The 16,364-nt window shown below is 61.6% G+C and carries 20 protein-coding genes; 9 read left to right on the plus strand and 11 right to left on the minus strand.

Annotated features, from left to right (window positions below; genetic code table 11):
• Positions 1-900, plus strand: coding sequence for an SDR family oxidoreductase (locus FHT92_RS10855; RefSeq protein WP_183824785.1), 900 nt, complete (start codon positions 1-3; stop codon positions 898-900).
• Positions 901-966: 66 nt separating this feature from the next.
• On the opposite strand, the gene FHT92_RS10860 is transcribed toward FHT92_RS10855, so the two are convergent.
• Positions 967-1,722 (minus strand): SDR family NAD(P)-dependent oxidoreductase, encoded by a 756-nt coding sequence (locus FHT92_RS10860; protein ID WP_183824788.1) that lies wholly within the window; start codon positions 1,720-1,722, stop codon positions 967-969.
• Positions 1,723-1,881: 159 nt separating this feature from the next.
• On the opposite strand from FHT92_RS10860, the gene FHT92_RS10865 reads away from it, so the two are divergent.
• On the plus strand, positions 1,882-2,472 hold the full coding sequence (locus FHT92_RS10865) for a TetR/AcrR family transcriptional regulator (RefSeq protein ID WP_183740086.1): 591 nt from the start codon (positions 1,882-1,884) through the stop codon (positions 2,470-2,472).
• 17 nt (positions 2,473-2,489) lie between these two features.
• Here the strand turns inward: FHT92_RS10865 and FHT92_RS10870 are convergent, their stop codons facing one another.
• Positions 2,490-3,011 carry a helix-turn-helix domain-containing protein gene (locus FHT92_RS10870; RefSeq protein WP_183824791.1) on the minus strand — a complete coding sequence of 174 codons (522 nt, stop codon included), beginning with the start codon at positions 3,009-3,011 and terminating at the stop codon, positions 2,490-2,492.
• Positions 3,012-3,101: 90 nt separating this feature from the next.
• Here FHT92_RS10870 and FHT92_RS10875 point away from each other — a divergent pair, with 90 nt between their 5' ends.
• Both FHT92_RS10875 and FHT92_RS10880 read left to right on the plus strand, forming a co-directional pair.
• Entirely contained in the window at positions 3,102-3,743 is a 642-nt protein-coding gene (locus tag FHT92_RS10875) for a dihydrofolate reductase family protein (protein ID WP_183740093.1), read from the plus strand.
• Between the two features lie 8 nt (positions 3,744-3,751).
• The gene (locus FHT92_RS10880; RefSeq protein WP_183824794.1) at positions 3,752-4,408 is read left to right on the plus strand and encodes a glutathione S-transferase family protein; all 657 of its coding nucleotides are present in this window, start codon (positions 3,752-3,754) and stop codon (positions 4,406-4,408) included.
• Positions 4,409-4,444: 36 nt separating this feature from the next.
• On the opposite strand, the gene FHT92_RS10885 is transcribed toward FHT92_RS10880, so the two are convergent.
• Positions 4,445-6,313 carry an acetolactate synthase 3 large subunit gene (locus FHT92_RS10885; RefSeq protein WP_409527151.1) on the minus strand — a complete coding sequence of 623 codons (1,869 nt, stop codon included), beginning with the start codon at positions 6,311-6,313 and terminating at the stop codon, positions 4,445-4,447.
• A 47-nt stretch (positions 6,314-6,360) separates the two neighbouring features.
• Between FHT92_RS10885 and FHT92_RS29090 the strand changes: the two genes are divergently transcribed.
• The gene (locus tag FHT92_RS29090; RefSeq protein WP_210278425.1) at positions 6,361-6,666 is read left to right on the plus strand and encodes a hypothetical protein; all 306 of its coding nucleotides are present in this window, start codon (positions 6,361-6,363) and stop codon (positions 6,664-6,666) included.
• On the opposite strand, the gene FHT92_RS10890 is transcribed toward FHT92_RS29090, so the two are convergent.
• From FHT92_RS10890 to FHT92_RS10900, 3 genes are all read right to left on the minus strand, one after another.
• On the minus strand, positions 6,656-8,353 hold the full coding sequence (locus tag FHT92_RS10890) for an FAD-dependent oxidoreductase (RefSeq protein ID WP_183824797.1): 1,698 nt from the start codon (positions 8,351-8,353) through the stop codon (positions 6,656-6,658). The genes FHT92_RS29090 and FHT92_RS10890 overlap by 11 nt on opposite strands.
• 10 nt (positions 8,354-8,363) lie before the next feature.
• On the minus strand, positions 8,364-8,666 hold the full coding sequence (locus FHT92_RS10895) for a UBP-type zinc finger domain-containing protein (protein WP_183824799.1): 303 nt from the start codon (positions 8,664-8,666) through the stop codon (positions 8,364-8,366).
• A 318-nt stretch (positions 8,667-8,984) separates the two neighbouring features.
• Positions 8,985-9,158 (minus strand): hypothetical protein, encoded by a 174-nt coding sequence (locus tag FHT92_RS10900; protein WP_183740111.1) that lies wholly within the window; start codon positions 9,156-9,158, stop codon positions 8,985-8,987.
• Between the two features lie 549 nt (positions 9,159-9,707).
• Between FHT92_RS10900 and FHT92_RS10905 the strand changes: the two genes are divergently transcribed.
• Positions 9,708-10,499: a class I SAM-dependent methyltransferase gene (locus FHT92_RS10905; protein WP_183824802.1), complete on the plus strand. Its 792-nt coding sequence runs from the start codon at positions 9,708-9,710 to the stop codon at positions 10,497-10,499.
• 129 nt (positions 10,500-10,628) lie between these two features.
• Complete coding sequence (locus FHT92_RS10910; RefSeq protein WP_183740117.1) at positions 10,629-10,790, plus strand: hypothetical protein; 162 nt, start codon at positions 10,629-10,631, stop codon at positions 10,788-10,790.
• 33 nt (positions 10,791-10,823) lie between these two features.
• Here the strand turns inward: FHT92_RS10910 and FHT92_RS10915 are convergent, their stop codons facing one another.
• Positions 10,824-11,225, minus strand: a complete 402-nt coding sequence (locus FHT92_RS10915; protein WP_183824804.1) for a GFA family protein — start codon at positions 11,223-11,225, stop codon at positions 10,824-10,826.
• Between the two features lie 210 nt (positions 11,226-11,435).
• On the opposite strand from FHT92_RS10915, the gene FHT92_RS10920 reads away from it, so the two are divergent.
• The gene (locus FHT92_RS10920; protein ID WP_183824807.1) at positions 11,436-11,675 is read left to right on the plus strand and encodes a hypothetical protein; all 240 of its coding nucleotides are present in this window, start codon (positions 11,436-11,438) and stop codon (positions 11,673-11,675) included.
• The gene (locus FHT92_RS10925) at positions 11,672-11,938 is read left to right on the plus strand and encodes a hypothetical protein (RefSeq protein ID WP_183824810.1); all 267 of its coding nucleotides are present in this window, start codon (positions 11,672-11,674) and stop codon (positions 11,936-11,938) included. Before FHT92_RS10920 ends, FHT92_RS10925 begins: the two co-directional genes overlap by 4 nt.
• 10 nt (positions 11,939-11,948) lie before the next feature.
• Here FHT92_RS10925 and FHT92_RS10930 read toward each other — a convergent pair whose 3' ends face one another.
• The 4 genes from FHT92_RS10930 to FHT92_RS10945 all read right to left on the minus strand — a co-directional run bounded on the left by FHT92_RS10930 (position 11,949) and on the right by FHT92_RS10945 (position 16,282).
• On the minus strand, positions 11,949-13,196 hold the full coding sequence (locus FHT92_RS10930; protein ID WP_183824813.1) for a glycosyltransferase: 1,248 nt from the start codon (positions 13,194-13,196) through the stop codon (positions 11,949-11,951).
• Positions 13,197-13,344: 148 nt separating this feature from the next.
• Entirely contained in the window at positions 13,345-14,109 is a 765-nt protein-coding gene (locus FHT92_RS10935) for a sugar phosphate isomerase/epimerase (protein WP_183824816.1), read from the minus strand.
• Positions 14,110-14,229: 120 nt separating this feature from the next.
• Positions 14,230-15,162 (minus strand): glycosyl hydrolase family 43, encoded by a 933-nt coding sequence (locus FHT92_RS10940; protein ID WP_183824819.1) that lies wholly within the window; start codon positions 15,160-15,162, stop codon positions 14,230-14,232.
• Positions 15,140-16,282 carry a glycosyltransferase family 4 protein gene (locus FHT92_RS10945; RefSeq protein ID WP_246735218.1) on the minus strand — a complete coding sequence of 381 codons (1,143 nt, stop codon included), beginning with the start codon at positions 16,280-16,282 and terminating at the stop codon, positions 15,140-15,142. Before FHT92_RS10945 ends, FHT92_RS10940 begins: the two co-directional genes overlap by 23 nt.
• Positions 16,283-16,364 lie beyond the last annotated feature (82 nt).

Consider the following 16,364-nt stretch of genomic DNA (forward strand, 5'->3'; position numbering starts at 1 on the left):
ATGCGCATTTTTCTCACCGGCGCCACCGGCTTCATCGGATCCGCCATCCTGCCTGAGCTGCAAAAAGCGGGTCACCATGTCATCGGCATGACCCGCTCGGATGCCGGCGCCAAGATGTTGGAAGCCGCCGGCGCCGAAGTCCACCGCGGGGTGCTGGAAGAGCCCGAGAGCGTGCAAGCCGGCGTCGAAAAGGCCGATGCGGCCATCCACACGGCCTTCGACCATAATTTCTCCCGCTTCGCCGAGAATTGCGAGAAGGACGGCCGCGTCATTGCCGCGATGGGCGAGGCGCTCAAGGGCTCGAACCGCCCCCTCCTCATCACATCAGGCACCGGCATGGGCAATGCTCATTTTGGAGAGCTCGCGAGCGAGGATGTCTTCAACATCGAGCATCCCAACCCGCGCATCGCCTCCGAGCTTGCGGGCAATGCGCTCCTCGACCAAGGCGTCAACGTATCCGTCATGCGCCTTCCCCAGGTCCACAATACGGTCAAGCAGGGCCTCGTCTCGCCGCTCATCGAAATCGCCCGGCAGAAACGCGCCGTCGCCTATGTCGGGCAAGGCCGCAACCGCTTCCCGGCCGGCCACCTGCTGGACGTTGCCCTGCTCTACCGGCTGGCGATCGAAAGAGCCGAGCCCGGCGCCCGCTACAACGCCGTTGCCGAGGAAGGCATCACCACACGCGAGATCGCCGAAGCTCTCGGCCGTGGCCTCAAGCTGCCGGTCGTTTCGGTCGCGCCGGAAAAGGCTGCCGAGCATTTCGGCTGGATGGCGATCTTTGCCGGCCTCGACTTCCCGGCCTCCAGCGAAAAGACCCGCCGGATCCTTGGATGGAATCCTGTTGGTCCCGGCCTGATCGCCGATCTCGATGCGATGGATTACGGCGCCCTGGCAGCCTGAGCGAGCGCACAGGACGGCCCGCCTGCAGAACCTCCCCGGCTCTGCAGGCGGAAGAACTTTTCCGCGTTAGACCTGCAGCCCGCCGGAAATATCGATCACGCCACCGCTGATATAGCCGCCGTGCGGTCCCGCCAGGAAACCGATCGCCGCCGACACCTCTTCAAGCGTCGCAATGCGCCGGATCGGATGCAGGTCCATGATCGCGTCAGGCAGCTTGTCTCGCACATCGGCCGCCATATCGGTCGGCATGATGCCGGGCTGGACGACGTTGACGGTGATGTTACGCCCCCCGAGATCGCGCGCCACACCCTTCGCATAGCCGGCAATCGCCGCCTTGGTCCCCGCATAATCGGCAACGCCCGAAAACGGCACGCGGCTGCCGAGCAGCGAGCCGATGAAGATGATCCGGCCGCCATCCGAAATCGCCTGCGCCGCCGCACGTGTTGTCGCCACCGCACCCATCACGTTGACCTGCCACTGACGGTCGAGATTGACCGTGTCGAGTTCGGGGTCGTCGACCGTCCTGCCCTGCACGGCAATCGCCGCATTGTTGACGAGGATATCGAGCTTGCCGAAATAGGCCAGAACCTTGTCGACCAGCGGTTTGGCCGCCGCCGCATCGGCCTGGTCGCTCTGGATCGCCAGAGCCCGGACACCCTTTGCCCGCAGCGTCTCGACCACCGCTTCCGCCTTCTCGGCCGAATTGACATAGCTGATCGCCACATCCGCCCCCTGATCGGCAAGCGCCGCAGCTGCAGCGGCACCCAGCCCGCGTGAACCACCGGTCACCAAAGCGACCTTTCCTTTCAAAATGTCAGACATATCAGTCCTTTCCATACCCATCGAGGCGTCGCCCGCCTCATTGGCCGGCGGCTCAGGTTTTTTCGTAACGATCGTTACAGTAACGATTGGTATGAAATCTGGACAAAGGCTGTCAAGTGGTTTAATAACGACCATTATGAAATTCATTGAGTCGGTCTGATGGGACGCCATCGCGAATTTGATGTGGAGAAAGCGCTCGATGCCGCGCTTTGCGTCTTCTGGCGCAAGGGCTATGAAGGCGCGTCCTATGCCGACCTGACCGAGGCGACCGGCGTCGAGAGGCCGGCGCTCTATTCCGCCTTCGGCAACAAGGAGGCACTCTTCCGCCAAGTCTTGGATCGCTATTATGAGCGATACGTGGACTATATCCCGAAAGCGCTTGAGATGCCGACATCCAGGGAGGTGGCTGCGTACATGATGTCCGGCGCGATCGACCTCAATACCCGCTATCCCACCCATACCGGCTGCCTCGCCATCAACGGCGTCCTGGCGGGATCGGATGAAGCCGAACCGGTGCGGCAGGCCCTGATTGATTCCCGCGCCGTTGCCGAAATCCAGCTTCGCGAGCGCTTCGAGCGGGCAAAGGCCGAGGGCGACCTGCCGGAGACTGCCAAGCCCGCAGCGCTGGCGGCCTTCCTGCTGGCCGTGCTTCATGGGATGGCGGTACAAGCCAAGGCCGGCTTCAGCCGCGATATGCTGGAGGCCGTTGCCGAGCAGGCGCTTTCAACCTGGCCTTCGAAATCTTCCTGAACTTCAGCAGCCGGAATTCAGTCCGCCGGCGCATCCATCTTCGCCCGCACCGACAGAAACGCCGCCGTCAGCCGCGCTAGCACCGGCGATGTAACCGATCCATTCGCCCCACCGATCGGGTCTTCGATATGGATCCTTCTCAGATCATCCATGAACTCGTCCCAGAGCGGCTGACCGCCCTCTTCCAAGAGTTCGGCGCGGATGCTCAGATCCTCGCTGACCGGCAGATGCCGGCGCCCCCAGGCGCCGATCATCGCAAACATGGGCACGAGCTGGATGGACGCTTCGGTCAGGCTGTAGATCGACTTCTGGCTATGGGAGGGATCATCGAGTTTGCTGATCAACCCGTAGGACATCAGCCGCTTCAGCCGCGCCGCCAGAATATTGGACGCGATCCCCTCTTCCGATTGTGTCAGCAGCTCGCGGAAATGACGGCGATTGCCGAACATGATATCCCTGATGATGACGAGGCTCCATCGGTCGCCCAGCACCTCCATCGTCAGGTTTATCGGGCAGCCCGAGCGTATTTCGATATTCATATCCGACTCCGTGACAAAAACTAGTTGCACTATAGGATTAGTTATGTCACAACTCAACTAGTTTCAAAATGCAATCAGATGGAGGCTGACATGGCACGTATACGCGTAGCTGCATTTTCTCTTTCGATAGATGGTTTCGGCGCCGGCCCCGACCAGAGCATCAACGATCCCCTGGGCAAACGCGGCATGGAACTGCACCAGTGGTTCTTCGGCACCCGCACCTTCCGGACCATGATTGGCAAAGACGGCGGCTCGACCGGCACCGATGAGAAATACGCCTCAGCGGGCAATTCCGGCTTCGGCGCCTTCATCCTCGGCCGCAACATGTTCGGCCCTGTCAGGGGCGAATGGCCGGATGAGGAGTGGAAGGGCTGGTGGGGGCCGAATCCGCCCTATCACGCGCCGACCTTCATCCTCACCCACTATGCTCGTGAGCCCATCGTCATGGAAGGCGGCACCACCTTCCATTTCATCACCGGCGGCATCGAGGAAGCGCTGGAAAAGGCAAAGGTGGCCGCCGGCGACAAGGACGTCAAGATCGGCGGCGGCGTCAGCACTGTGCGTCAATATCTGCAAGCCGGGCTGATCGACGAGATGCATTTCGCCATTTCCCCGGTCGTCCTCGGCAAGGGCGAAGCCATGTTCGAAGGCATCGACCTGCCGTCCCTGGGCTTCTCCGTCAAATCCCACGAGATGACGGAATCGGCCACCCATATCGTCCTTTCGAAGTGAGATTGGCAATGTCCCTGGCAATGTATCTGCACCCGCTCTCCTCCTACTCCCAGAAGGCGAAAACTGCCTTTTACGAGAAGGATCTGCCCTTCGAGGCGAAGCTTCTCGACGGAAGCGAGCCGATCAATTCGGAATTCTCGCGGAAATGGCCGATCAAGCGTTTCCCGGTCCTCGAACACGGTGGCGACTTCATCTTCGAAGCCACGAGCGTCATCGAATATATCGATATGCTTCATCCAGGCGAACAGCCACTCGTTCCGCGCGATGCGGCAACGGCGATCAAAGTGCGCATGTGGGACCGCTTCTTCGACAACTATATGCAATATCCGCAGCAGCGCATGGTCTACGCCGCAATCGGCCGGGAAATGGAGCCTGACGACGGTTATATCCGCTGGCGCCAGGCACTCGAAACCGCCTACGGCATTCTCGATGCGCATATGAGGGGCCGCCAGTGGGTGGCGAGCGAAACCTTCAGCCTCGCAGACTGCTCCGCTGCCCCCGCCATGCTCTATGCCGATTGGGCCCATCCGATCCCCGACCATTTCGAAAATGTCCGCGCCTATCGCGCTCGCTTGCTCGCCCGCCCGAGCTACGCCCGAGCCCTCGACGAGGCCCGCCCCTATCGCCATCTTTATCCGCTGGGCGCACCTCTCGGGCGGGACTGATCGGCCGGCATCAGAAGACATCGGCCAACCCAGATATCAGACAAGCCCTTGACTGAAGCCGAAGCTCGCGTCGGCTTCGTCCTCCACATCCTCGGCAAACAGCATGTCATTATGCGGCCGGCCGCTGCGGACCATCGGATAGACATTTTCGAGTGCCGCAACCCGGCAGTCGAAAAGCACCGGCCGGTCGATGGCGATCATCTCCCTGATCCTGTCGTCGAGCTCATCCGGCCTTTCGCATCTGAGACCAACGGCACCATAAGCTTCCGCAAGCATGACGAAATCAGGCAGCGAAGCCGTATAGGAATGGGCCTGGCGGTTACCATGCAGGATCTGCTGCCATTGCCGAATCATGCCGAGGCGCTCGTTGTTGAGGATGAAGATCTTGACCGGCGCCTGATGCTGCATCGCCGCCGAGAGTTCCTTCAGCGTCATCTGCACCGAGGCATCGCCAACGATGCCGATGACCAGGCGGCCGGGATGGGCGATCTGAGCGCCGATCGCCGCCGGCAACCCGTACCCCATCGTGCCGAGCCCGCCTGATGTCAGCCAGCGGTTCGGCGCCTCGATGCCGAAAAGCTGCGCCGCCCACATCTGATGCTGGCCGACATCCGTCGTGACGATGGGATCGTAGGCCGTCGTCAGCGCATGCAACCGTTCCAGCGCATATTGCGGCATGATCTCGTCGCGGCGCATCTCGTAGGCAAAGGATTTTCGCGCCCTCCACCCTTCGATCTCGGCCCACCAGCCATCCAGCCGCCTTCGCTGAGGTGGAACGGGAAGCGCCCGCCAGGCTTCGATCATCTCCTTAAGCACATCAGCAGCATCCCCTGATATGCCGATATCGACCGGCACGTTCTTGTTGATCGAGGACGGATCGATATCGATATGGATCTTCTTCGATCCGGGCGAAAAGCGATCGGTGCGCGAGGTGACGCGGTCGTCGAAGCGCGCTCCGACCGCGATCATCAGGTCGCAATCGTGCATCGCCATATTCGCCTCGTAGGAACCGTGCATACCCGGCATCTTCAGCCAGTTCGGCCCTGACGCCGGATAGGCGCCAAGCCCCATCAGCGTCGAGGTGATGGGAAAGCCCGTCAGTTCCACCAGCTCGCGCAACAGGCGCGAGGCTTCCGGTCCGGAATTGATGACGCCGCCGCCCGTATAGAGGACCGGCCGCGTGGCCTGCGTCATCAGCGCTACCGCGTCACGGATCGCTTGTCCGTTGCCGTCTGTCTCCGGCCGATGGTTTACCGGTACAGAAACCTCCTCCGGCGCAACATAGAGACCGCTCGCAAACAGCACATCCTTGGGCATATCGACCAGAACCGGCCCCGGCCTTCCCGATGTCGCGATCCTGAAGGCGAGATGGATGGTCTTGGCGAGATCATCGATATGGCTGACGAGGAAATTGTGCTTGGTGCAGGGCCGCGTGATACCGACGGTGTCGCATTCCTGAAAGGCATCCGTGCCGATCAGGCTCGTCGGCACCTGCCCCGTCAGGCAGACGAGCGGAATGGAATCCATCAGCGCGTCCTGCAGCGCCGTCACCGCATTGGTGACACCCGGCCCGGAGGTCACCAGCATGACGCCGGCCTTGCCGGTCGAGCGCGCATAGCCTTCGGCGGCATGTCCGGCACCCTGTTCGTGGCGCACGAGCAGATGCTTGATCTCGTCCTGCTGAAAGATCTCGTCATAGATCGGCAGCACCGCGGCACCGGGATAGCCGAAAATATGCTCGACGCCATTGTCGCGCAGTGCCTGCAGAACGATTTCGCCGCCGTTCATCAGGCGGCCAGAGGGAGTATTCGCTGACGTATCGGAGGAATTTTGGGTAAGGCTAGCCTTATCGCCGGTCATAGCAATGTTCCGTCGTTGATTGGGTGATTGGGTGCGACGGGGCATAAAAAAAGGCCCCGTCAGGGACCTTGTGTTCGGCGCATGGGTGGCTGATGCCGGACGGTTACACCGTCCTGCCCATGCGCGATATCACCACGACGAGAACCATTGCGATTTTCATGGGCGTAAGAGCTAGCCGCAATTTTGCGGTCCGTCAATCATGTCTCTGCGCAAGAAAACCGCCGGGAAACAGCGCTCTGCTCGCTCCGGCAAGCGCCGTTGGGGTGATGTCCTTCAAGCAGACAGATCTGTCAGCACGGGGAACCATAACCCCGCATATACTCGTCAGCACCTGTCTGAATGCCGCCAAAATTCAGCTGCCTGAAGCGATGCCGCCCGAACGCCGGATCATTTCATGATCGCGGCCTGTCTCAGCGCAGCGTGGATGTCGCTCACGACGGCAGCGCCTTCGCCGACGGCTGCGGCAACCCGCTTCGTCGAACCGGCCCGGACATCGCCGATCGCAAAGACGTTCGGCAGGCTGGTTTCCAGTTGCAGGGAGCGCCGTCCGAGTTCCTCTTCGACATCAGGGCCGAAGGCGGTGCCGGTCCTGATGAAGCCCCTGTCGTCCGTCTTGATGCGGCACTTGATCCAATCGGTATTCGGATCGGCGCCGATAAACATGAAGACGCGGCGAAGATCGTAATTTTTCCCGGACTGCTCCCTGATATCGGTGATCGTTGCCCTCAGGCGGCCGTGCTGGTCTTGCGACAGCGCTGTCAGCTCGCATCCCAGATGCATCTCCACGTTCGGCAGCGCCGCTATGCGATCGATGAGGTAGGTCGACATGGTTTCGGTCAGGCTTCGGCGGATCACCAGATGCAGACGTCGGACCCGCGGCGCCAGGAATGCGATCGCCTGGCCGGCGGAATTGCCGCCGCCAACCAGGGCGATATCGTCGTTTTCGCAGAGTTTGGCTTCGATTGCAGATGCCCAATAGGAAATGCCGGCGCCCTCGAAGCGCGCGATGTCGGGAATATCTGGCCTGCGGTACCTGGCGCCCGAGGCGATGACGACGGTTCGTGCCTTGACCGCCCGGTCTCCCTCGAGCCGCAAGACCATCGGACCCGTCCTGCGTTTGCCGGCTGGAGGTGGAACCAGTTCACTGACCTCGAGCGGCAAGGCGATCTCCGCGCCGAATTTGAGCGCCTGATTGAAGGCGCGGCCTGCAAGCGCCTGGCCTGAAATTCCGGTCGGAAAGCCAAGATAATTTTCGATACGGGAGGAACTGCCGGCCTGCCCGCCGATCGAGCGTGCGTCGACGACGATGACGGTGAGCCCCTCCGACGCCGCGTAAACCGCAGCAGCCAGCCCAGATGGACCCGCTCCGACGATCGCCACATCGTAGACGGTTTCCGGATCGAGCTCCGGCATGATGCCCAGGCAGCAGGCGGCTTCGGCGTCGGTCGGATGTTTGAGCACCGTGCCGTTGGGGCAGACCATGAGCGGCAGTTCGCCCGCTAGAATTCCAAGCCTCTCGACCAGGGCGTGGCCTTCGTGATCCAGCGCCGCATCGAGGACGACATGGGGGTAGCCGCTTCGGGTCAGAAAGCCCTGCAGGCGAACGAGGTTGGGCTCACCGGGATTGCCGATCAGAACGGAACCGGCGCCGCCGAAATTGATCAGTTCCACACGCCGCAGGATATAGGCGCGCATGATGATCTCACCGATATCGGCCGATCCTATGATCAGAGCCTTCAGATGCGCGGCGTCGAACGCCAGCGCCACACATCCTTCCGGACCCGCACGTCCGCCCGCAAGCACCGGCCGTCCGGAGAGCTGACTGACCTCTCCCGAAAACTGCCCTGCGCCATGGCTCGTGATCAGCGCTTCCGGCATCGACAATCCGTCGTGCCTGAAGACATCGAGACGGCCGGAGAGGATCAGCCACGCGGGCGAATGCCTGTCACCGACCTGGGACACGATCTCGCCGGGGGCAAAGGTGTGCGGGCCGCTGCTGGCAAAGCGTGCCGCCATTTGAACTTGCGCGGCACTCAGCACCGGAAACATCTGGTAACGGCGGCTTTCGAGGCTGTCGGAGCTCATCTCGGCACGCTCAATAATAGCGCGGGATCGGGCCGCGCTGCGGCGTCTGATCGGGCAGTTCCACCATTATCTCGTCGAAATAGCACCAACCCCAGCCCTCGGGTGGATCGTAACCTTCGATGATGGGATGACCCGTGGCGTGGAAATGCGCCGTCGCATGCTTTCCGATGGACTGGTCGCAGCATCCGACATGGCCGCATTCCCGGCAAAGCCGAAGATGAACCCACTCCTGTCCGTCCTCCAGGCATTCTTCGCAGCCGAGCGTCCTGGGCTCTACGGAACGAACGGTTGCAACATGCTTACATCCCGACATCTCAATCTCCCCTGGTTGCCTGGAGGAACATAGATCATGAGACGCTTTTCTGTATCATACGCAAGTATAGAACCGTGCCTACACCGAAATATCAGGGCAGAGATGGGGCTTGCCATGTAGCCGCGAAGCCGGTTCGTTCAGCTTCCGCTAGAAAATATTGCTGAGTTGTGACCGCGGTCACTATCGGAAACAGCCACTGCTTGTATTTTGCCCTCGCTGGATGCTGCACCTACCAGCTGGAGAAGGGTCGCCGGGACCCTACTTGGTGGCCCTTCTCATTTTCCCGCTGACGATAGGGGTGCGATGGCGACCTCGGAGTCACCGAAACATCTCGCTCTGGCTGCCGATCCTGCCGCCTTTGCGCACTTCGGTGGCCGCATCCGGCCATGCAGGTTGCTTGTCCCCGAGCCAGGACACGATGACCAGAAGCACCGCAGCCACCATCAGCGGCGGGCAAAGGTAAACGATCATGAAGGAATGTAGCGGTCTCACAGTGGCGTTTTCTCTAGTTTCTTATTTTGTCACGGGAGCTATAGAGGCCGTCAAAGCCTGTGTCAGGTCGTCATCATCGGGTGTCGTTAGGGGTCATATCAGCCGGGATGAAGGAAACATTCGAGGCGTGCGATGCATCCAGCTTGAGATAGAGTCCGCGGGCGCTATGGTAGACACCAACCCACATCAACAGACTGAGCTGAAGCGCTATGATAAAAGAGTACACCCGCATAGTTTCCCTTCGGATCAGCTTTTAAAAAGCCAGTATTTCAAGTTTAATCTGCGACTATACACGCAGAATAACTCGTTCTTTTAACAGTTATCACAACGATATTCGATTTACTATTATCTAAAGCATAGCAAAAAAGGCGGAAAAATAGCTCGAATGGGTGAAGTGGGTAATACCAAAAGGGTTATACTTGCCATCCCATCAGCCGGCGGCGTCTCGGTTCTCACGGGTGCGCATTCGTCGTCCGACAGTCATTGAAGAGGCGGCGAACCGGCCTATCCTCCCGCGACGTGAATTGGCAAAGAAAAACGGGAGGCCCGATGACTGACGAAAATCTGCAGGACGTGGCGGCGCGATGGGATGGCAATGCCGATCAATGGACGCATGATGTCCGCAATGGCTACGACATCTATCGCGAGCTTTTCACCTTCCCCGCCTTTGTCGATTTTCTGCCGCCGCTGGCAGGGCTCGATGTGATCGATTTCGGCTGCGGCGAAGGCACCAATACCCGCCGCTTCGCTGAGATGGGTGCGCGCATGACCGGCATCGATGTCTCCGAACGCATGATCGGCCATGCACTCCAGGCCGAAAAGAAACACTCTCTCGGCATCCTCTACAAGGTTGCCTCTTATAGCGCCGATACCGGCTTCGCGGAGGCTTCCTTCGACGCCGTCATCTCCACCATGGCTCTCATGGACGGCCCGGATTTCGAGGCGGCCATGCGGGAGACTTTTCGCCTGCTCCGCCCCGGCGGATTCCTTGCCTTCAGCATACTGCATCCCTGTTTCATCACGCCGGGCCTCGGCTGGCAAAGGAACGAGGCGGGCCTTGCGACCGCCCTTTGCGTCTCGCGCTATTTCGATCGCACGACTTTTACGGAAGAATGGCGTTTCGGCAGCCGGCCGGCCGGCGAGATTGTTGAACCCTTCGCCGTGCCCCGCTTTCCGCGCACATTGGCCGATTACCTGAACGGCATCGTGGCCGCAGGATTCCGCATCGGCAAGATCGGCGAGCCGCAGCCGGGCCCTCAAGCCTGCCAAGCCGACGCCCGCTTTGCCCGGTGGAGGGATCTCGCCGCCTTCCTCCTGCTCGTGATGGCCGAGCGCCCGTAGATCGGCACTCCCCCGGGTGATGCCGTATCCACCGGAAGGTGATTGAACCTTTGGCGATCTGCCTAAGTCACGCGAACGAGCGCATCTTGATCACTGGGCCTGTTTGGGCCGAATGCTTGAGGACATGAAATGCGCGATCTGCTGTCAAACTTCGAAGAAGACCATCGTAGTCTCGGCTATGGTTCTGAGGTTCCAACCTATCGAGAACGTCGGTTCTCATGGCTCCATGCGATCGCGGCGATCTTGATTCTGGGCGCAGCGATCTTCATCGGCGGTCACGGATTGGTTTAGAGCGCCGTACGTCCATTCGGACGGTTGCGGGCGTCAAAACCAGAGATCGCGCACGCATCGCCCCTTTGAGGGCAGGTCCTCGAACGTATCAAGTCCGTCGAAATGATCGATCGGCAGGTCGGAAACGAGATCCGGCGGCGCCAGCCGCATGTTGACGGCCATGCGCTGGCGGCCATCCCTGTCGAGCCTCAAACCGCGCCAGGCGAGCACACAGGCACAGGCGGGGCAGAACAGGATTTCCAGCGACGACGTCTCGCGGCCGGTCCGCGTATAGGAGCCGGTCTCGCCATTCACGGATATCCGTTCGCCCTCGTAATCATAGGCCCAGAGCGCCCCATAGCGCCGGCAGAGCGTGCAGTTGCAGGCGGTAATCGAGCCAGGATCGCCTTCCAGCGTCCAGGCCGCCTTGCCGCAATGACATGAACCGATCAGCATGCACCGTTTCATCCTGCCTGTTCCGATAAGCACACCTTGCTCCATTCCTCTGACGTCTGCAAACGACGAACGATCCGATGTCCCCGCACACAGTGACGGATCGCGGCCCTTGACTCTCGCCAAAATGAGAACATAATAGGAACATTCTTGGCGCTGCGGCCGCCATCCCGACAATCTGGAACTGAAATGCTCTGCAAGGAGAACGAGAACATGCGTCCGCAATTGGCCCCTAAAGTCTCGAATGAAGAGACTGCAAACGAAGACCTGAACTGGGAAGTCGAGGCCGTACTTTCCTGGCATGACGAGGATGCCAAGGCCGCCATCGCCACACTTCTGCAGGACTGCCGCCACCTGCGCAGCCAGCTTGCTCTGGCCGAGAGCGTGATAAGCCGGGGCATGGTGCGCGGCTGGCGGCCATCCTTCGACCGCCCTCCTTTTGAACGCAGATGAAACACCGCCGCAGCATCGATCTCGTCGCCGGCTACGAGGCGGTCGAGATCCACAGGGAGACGCTCGCCACCCTGCCGCAATGGTATGTCATCCACGCGCAATGCCCGGCCTGCTGGCACGAAACGATGATCGACCGGCGTCAGCTTGCCTACCGTTCCGGCAAGGACACGACCCTTGCCAAAATCGGCCTTCACCTGAAATGCAACGGCTGCGGCAACCGCACGGGAAACCAGTTGCTGCTCGGAAAGCTGCCGCGCGATTGACCGCCTTTCGTTACCTGCCGGCCGAGGCAAGCAGCAGCCTTGCCGCCACCATTGCCCCATCGGTGCGGATTTCAGGGGCAAAGGCCGAAGCGCGCTTACAGATCTCCGGCTGTAGCGCTGCTGAAAGCGCACTCGAAAAGCTCTGAAGCGTCGGTGTCGTCCCTTCATGCGCCACGCCGATGCCGAGTGCTGCGACGCGGCCTGCCCAGTAGGGCTGATCGGCTATCTGCGCCACGACCACCTGCGGCACGCCGGCTCGGGCTGCCGCTGCCGTCGTCCCTGCTCCGCCGTGATGGACGACGGCCGCAACCCGCGGAAAGAGTGCCTGATGATTGGCCTCGTCGACGACGAAACAGTCGCTTGCGCCATCATCAGGCACAAGACCGGCCCAGCCTTGCGACAGCACCGCCCGCCGCCCCTGCTCGCGGATAACGGCAACGATCAGGCTGGCAGCATCACGGAGCGCATGCATCGGCATGCTGCCGAAACCGACATAGACGGGCGGATCGCCGGCATCGAGAAAGGCTTCCAGCGCCGATGGCAGCGGCCGGTCATCATCGAGCATCCACGCACCCGTCTGCACCGGGTCGATCAGATCCGTCTCGAGCAAAGGCGCGAGCACCGGATCGGCCGCAAGCAGGGGCCGGCGGGTCAGAACGGAGTCGCGCACATTTTCGACAGGTGCCATGCCCATCGATGTGCGCAGACGATTGAAAGCCCCGCCGAACATCACGTTCTTGGTTTCGATATCATAATCCCAGAGCACGCGGTTATCCGTCACGCCGGGCGGATGCGGCCGGCCGGGAAACGCATGCGGCTTGTGATGTTCGGATGGCAGGAAGATCGGGCAGAAGGCGGCGCCGAAATAGCCGATGCCCGCCCGATCGGCCACGAGCCGCGCCGCCGCCATCGAAGGAAAGAGGCCTGCCGCGACAACGAGATCGCAGCCTTCCGCAGCTGCCGAGAGGGCTTCGACCTGTCCCGCCATGATCCCTGCCGCCCGTTCGGAAATGCCTTCGGCGGAGCGCTCTCGCGTGTCGCCCGCAGCACTCCTCTTCATCACCTCGCTGACCCATTGCCGCACGGGCGCATTGGCTGGCGCCAGCGGCACGCCGAGGCGCTCGAGCAAAGCGGCAAATTCCGCATCCGGCGGCGCGCACGCGATCGCCTCTGCGCCTGTGGTCCTCAAAGCCACCGCCAGCGCCGCCAGCGGCTGCACATCTCCCCGCGACCCGTATGTGGACAGTAGTACACGCATGCTTTTCTCCTGGTGCTGTTGATCAGGATAAGCGTTCTACGCCTCGATCGGGGTCTTGCCGCAAGCCCCCTCTGCGCCATATCTAAAGGCATAGCAGGCAGTGTTATCGTTTCCTGTCCGCAATTCTCCCTTCATCGCGCCACAGGCTTCAGGTCAAAAATCGGCTGAGATAGGCATAGCTGCGCGCCGCAAATTCGAAGGGCCGCCGCGGATTGTCGTGCTCGACGACGAAGAGCCGCACTCCGCTCGTCACCGCCGCCCGCCAGAGCGACGGCCAGAGCAGGACGCCGGAGCCGACATTCGCCCAGCCGTCTTCGTCCGGGTCCGTATCGTCAGGCGCCTGATCCTTCACATGCACTGCAACCAGCACACCGGCATAGCGCCTGATCCATTCGATCGCATTGGGCTGGGCGCGCGCCAGCCAGGCAATATCGGCCTGCCAGGTGAGCGGACTGCCCCTGGCCGCCTCGAACATCAGCTCGAAGCCGTAGCGTCCGCCGATGGTGCGCTCGAAGCCCGCCGTCTTGTTGTGATAGCCGAGAACGATGCCGTCGGCCTTCATCTGCTCCGAGAGAGCGCCGAGCTCGTGGCCCATCCTCTGCCATGCCGCTTGCGTTTCCCTCGCCACCGACGGTGCCGGATGCGGAACGAAGAGCTGCCCGATACCGCATTGCTGGCAGGCCTCGACGAAACGCTGCCGCTCGCTGCGCAGCGCCTCCAGCCCGACATGGGCGGACGGCGCCGCCAGCCCGTTTCCGACCAGCCCGGCCTGCAGGCTATCGGCGTCGCGCAGATGCCCCTCGAGCGGCTCGACCGCGCCAAAACCGGCAGAAGCCGCCTTTTCGAGCTGCGTGCCGAGATTGCCAAGTCCGCGCATCGAAAAGAGCTGCAGCGAAAGCACCGGCTTCGTCATCGCCCATCCCCAGATAATCGTCGCCCTCGCCGGCACGGCATCCCGCGCATTCCTCCTGGCCGAATCCACGTCACAGTGTCGCCCGTGTCGGCGCAGATTGCGAGGGCAAAACGGCCGATGTCACCCCGATGCCGACAAGGCGGGTTTCGGCAGCAGCTTGCGTTTCAGGTTGACGATATGGCGGCCGAAGGATCTGTCGATACGCTTCACGTCGATCAGCGTCAGGTCTCCGCAGGCAGAAAACGTGTGCAGGCCGTCTGGGTAAGCGGCAGTGGCGAGACCGCCCGTCAGCTGCGCCGGCAGATGAGCGCAGCTCACATGCTTCTCGCTGAGGAGGCTGAAGCGCAGGAAGCGCAGGCCGCCGCCATAGGTGACGCTGCAGTCCTGAACCGGCAGGATGATCTGCCCGTCGGCGCCGATAAAGGGCGTGCCGCCCGGCCGGGCGCCGGAGCGATCCACCAGAACCGGATTTTGCGGATGGGTCTTCCACGGTCCGGTCAGGCGATCGGCAAAGGCGATATGCAACTCGCGCTGGTCGCGGGCGCCGGCCCCGACGAGCGTGTAGAACATCCACCACTTGTCCTGATGCTGGATGAGGCAGGCTTCGGCGATGGGCAGATCGGCCAGAAGCACCGTTTCCCGCACCCAATCGTCAGGAAAAGCGCGGGCGCGGTACAGTGCGACCTCCCCCGCCTTATGGCTTTCCGGCATCATCAGCACCTCGCCATCCTGCTCGATGAGGAAAGGATAGGAGAGATGAAAAGGCTTGGTGAGCACCACCGCTCTGCCGCGCCATTGCAGGTCCGGCCCCACCAGTTCGTGGCGCTCGATGAAGCCATGCTTGGTATGGTAGTCATAGGCTTCCACGAAGACGTGCAAGCTGTCGCCCTTCTTCACGGCGAAGGGATCGGCGAGATATCGCCACGGCCCCGGATCGGGCAGCCATGTAATACGGCTGGAACAATCGGCCAAAGTCTCGGCATCGAGCAGCGCCTCGGCGGGCGCCGGCACGATACCCACGTGCCAGAAATCACTTTTGGGTTTCAGACGCATGGATCAACCGCGGCTGATCGTTGTCGGGCGCAGCCTTGACTGCGGCTCCGCGGGCAATTCGGAAATAAAAATCGATAACATTCGCAATACCTGCCGAACGGGAGAAAGGAGCCAAGTCGTAGCCTACGCGCGACAGGCGGACAACAGCCTCTTCCCGCAGCGCATCGGCAAGCGCCGCTGCGAGCTGCTCGACGGAGCCGGGCGCGACCAGCGTCACCGGATGCTCGCGCAGATATTCCGACGGACCTTCGGCGGCCGTGGCGACGATCGGCAACCCCTCCCGCATGGCTTCGAGAATGGCGAGCCCTGCCGATTCCTCGCGTGACGGCGATACGAAGAGATCGAGATTGCGCAGGAAACCCGGTACGTTATTGCAATGACCGAGCAGGCGGATACGGTCGTCGCCCTTGGCAAGCGTTTCCAGCGCGGCGCGATGCGGCCCCTCGCCGGCGATGACGAGAGCCGCATCGTCGGGTGCCGTCTGCCGGAAGGCCGACACCAGTACGTCATATCCCTTGCTGAGATGCAGACGTCCGACACTGCCGACGAGCCGTGTTTCGCGCGGCAGATTGAGCTGCGCCCGCAAATCGAAGCTCACCGCGGATCTGAGTTCAGGCAGCCAGTTGGAAATCAGCGTCGATTGGCCGTCATATGTGCCGAGCCGCGTCGATTGGGCGGTATTGACGCAGATAACGCCGTCCAGGCAGGCATGCTGCCTGGCCTTGTAGCCGACATGCAGGGTTGCGATCCTGGCGACGCCGTCCGGCGCTGCGGCGAGCGCCTTGCAGCCATGGCTGAGATGCCCATGCGCGATCTCGATCCCTGTCCTGTCCATCAGCCGCCGCAGCCTCAGGCCGCGCAGAAACGGGATCGTGAAGCCGTGGAAAACCACCTCTTTCGAGAGTAGGCCGACCATCGGTGATCCCTGTCGCCCGGCAACGTGAACCTCATGCCCAAGAGCAGCCTGCCCATTGGCAAGATCAACGCAGTATCGTTCCGAGCCCGCAACTCTGGAGGAGAACAAGACATGCAGAATTTTTAACTTTTGAGACGCTGCTATATTGGCAGCCGCATAGGCACGCGGGTACAACTCACCCACGAAGTTCTTTCGAGCGCTCATGATACACCTCAGACCGATAGCCGACCGAGTTGAGGTGTTGGGGAAACACTTCTCGATAGGTTCAGTGATGAGTTACAGCCGG

The organism is Rhizobium sp. BK377, from assembly GCF_014193935.1.
Taxonomy (GTDB): domain Bacteria; phylum Pseudomonadota; class Alphaproteobacteria; order Rhizobiales; family Rhizobiaceae; genus Rhizobium.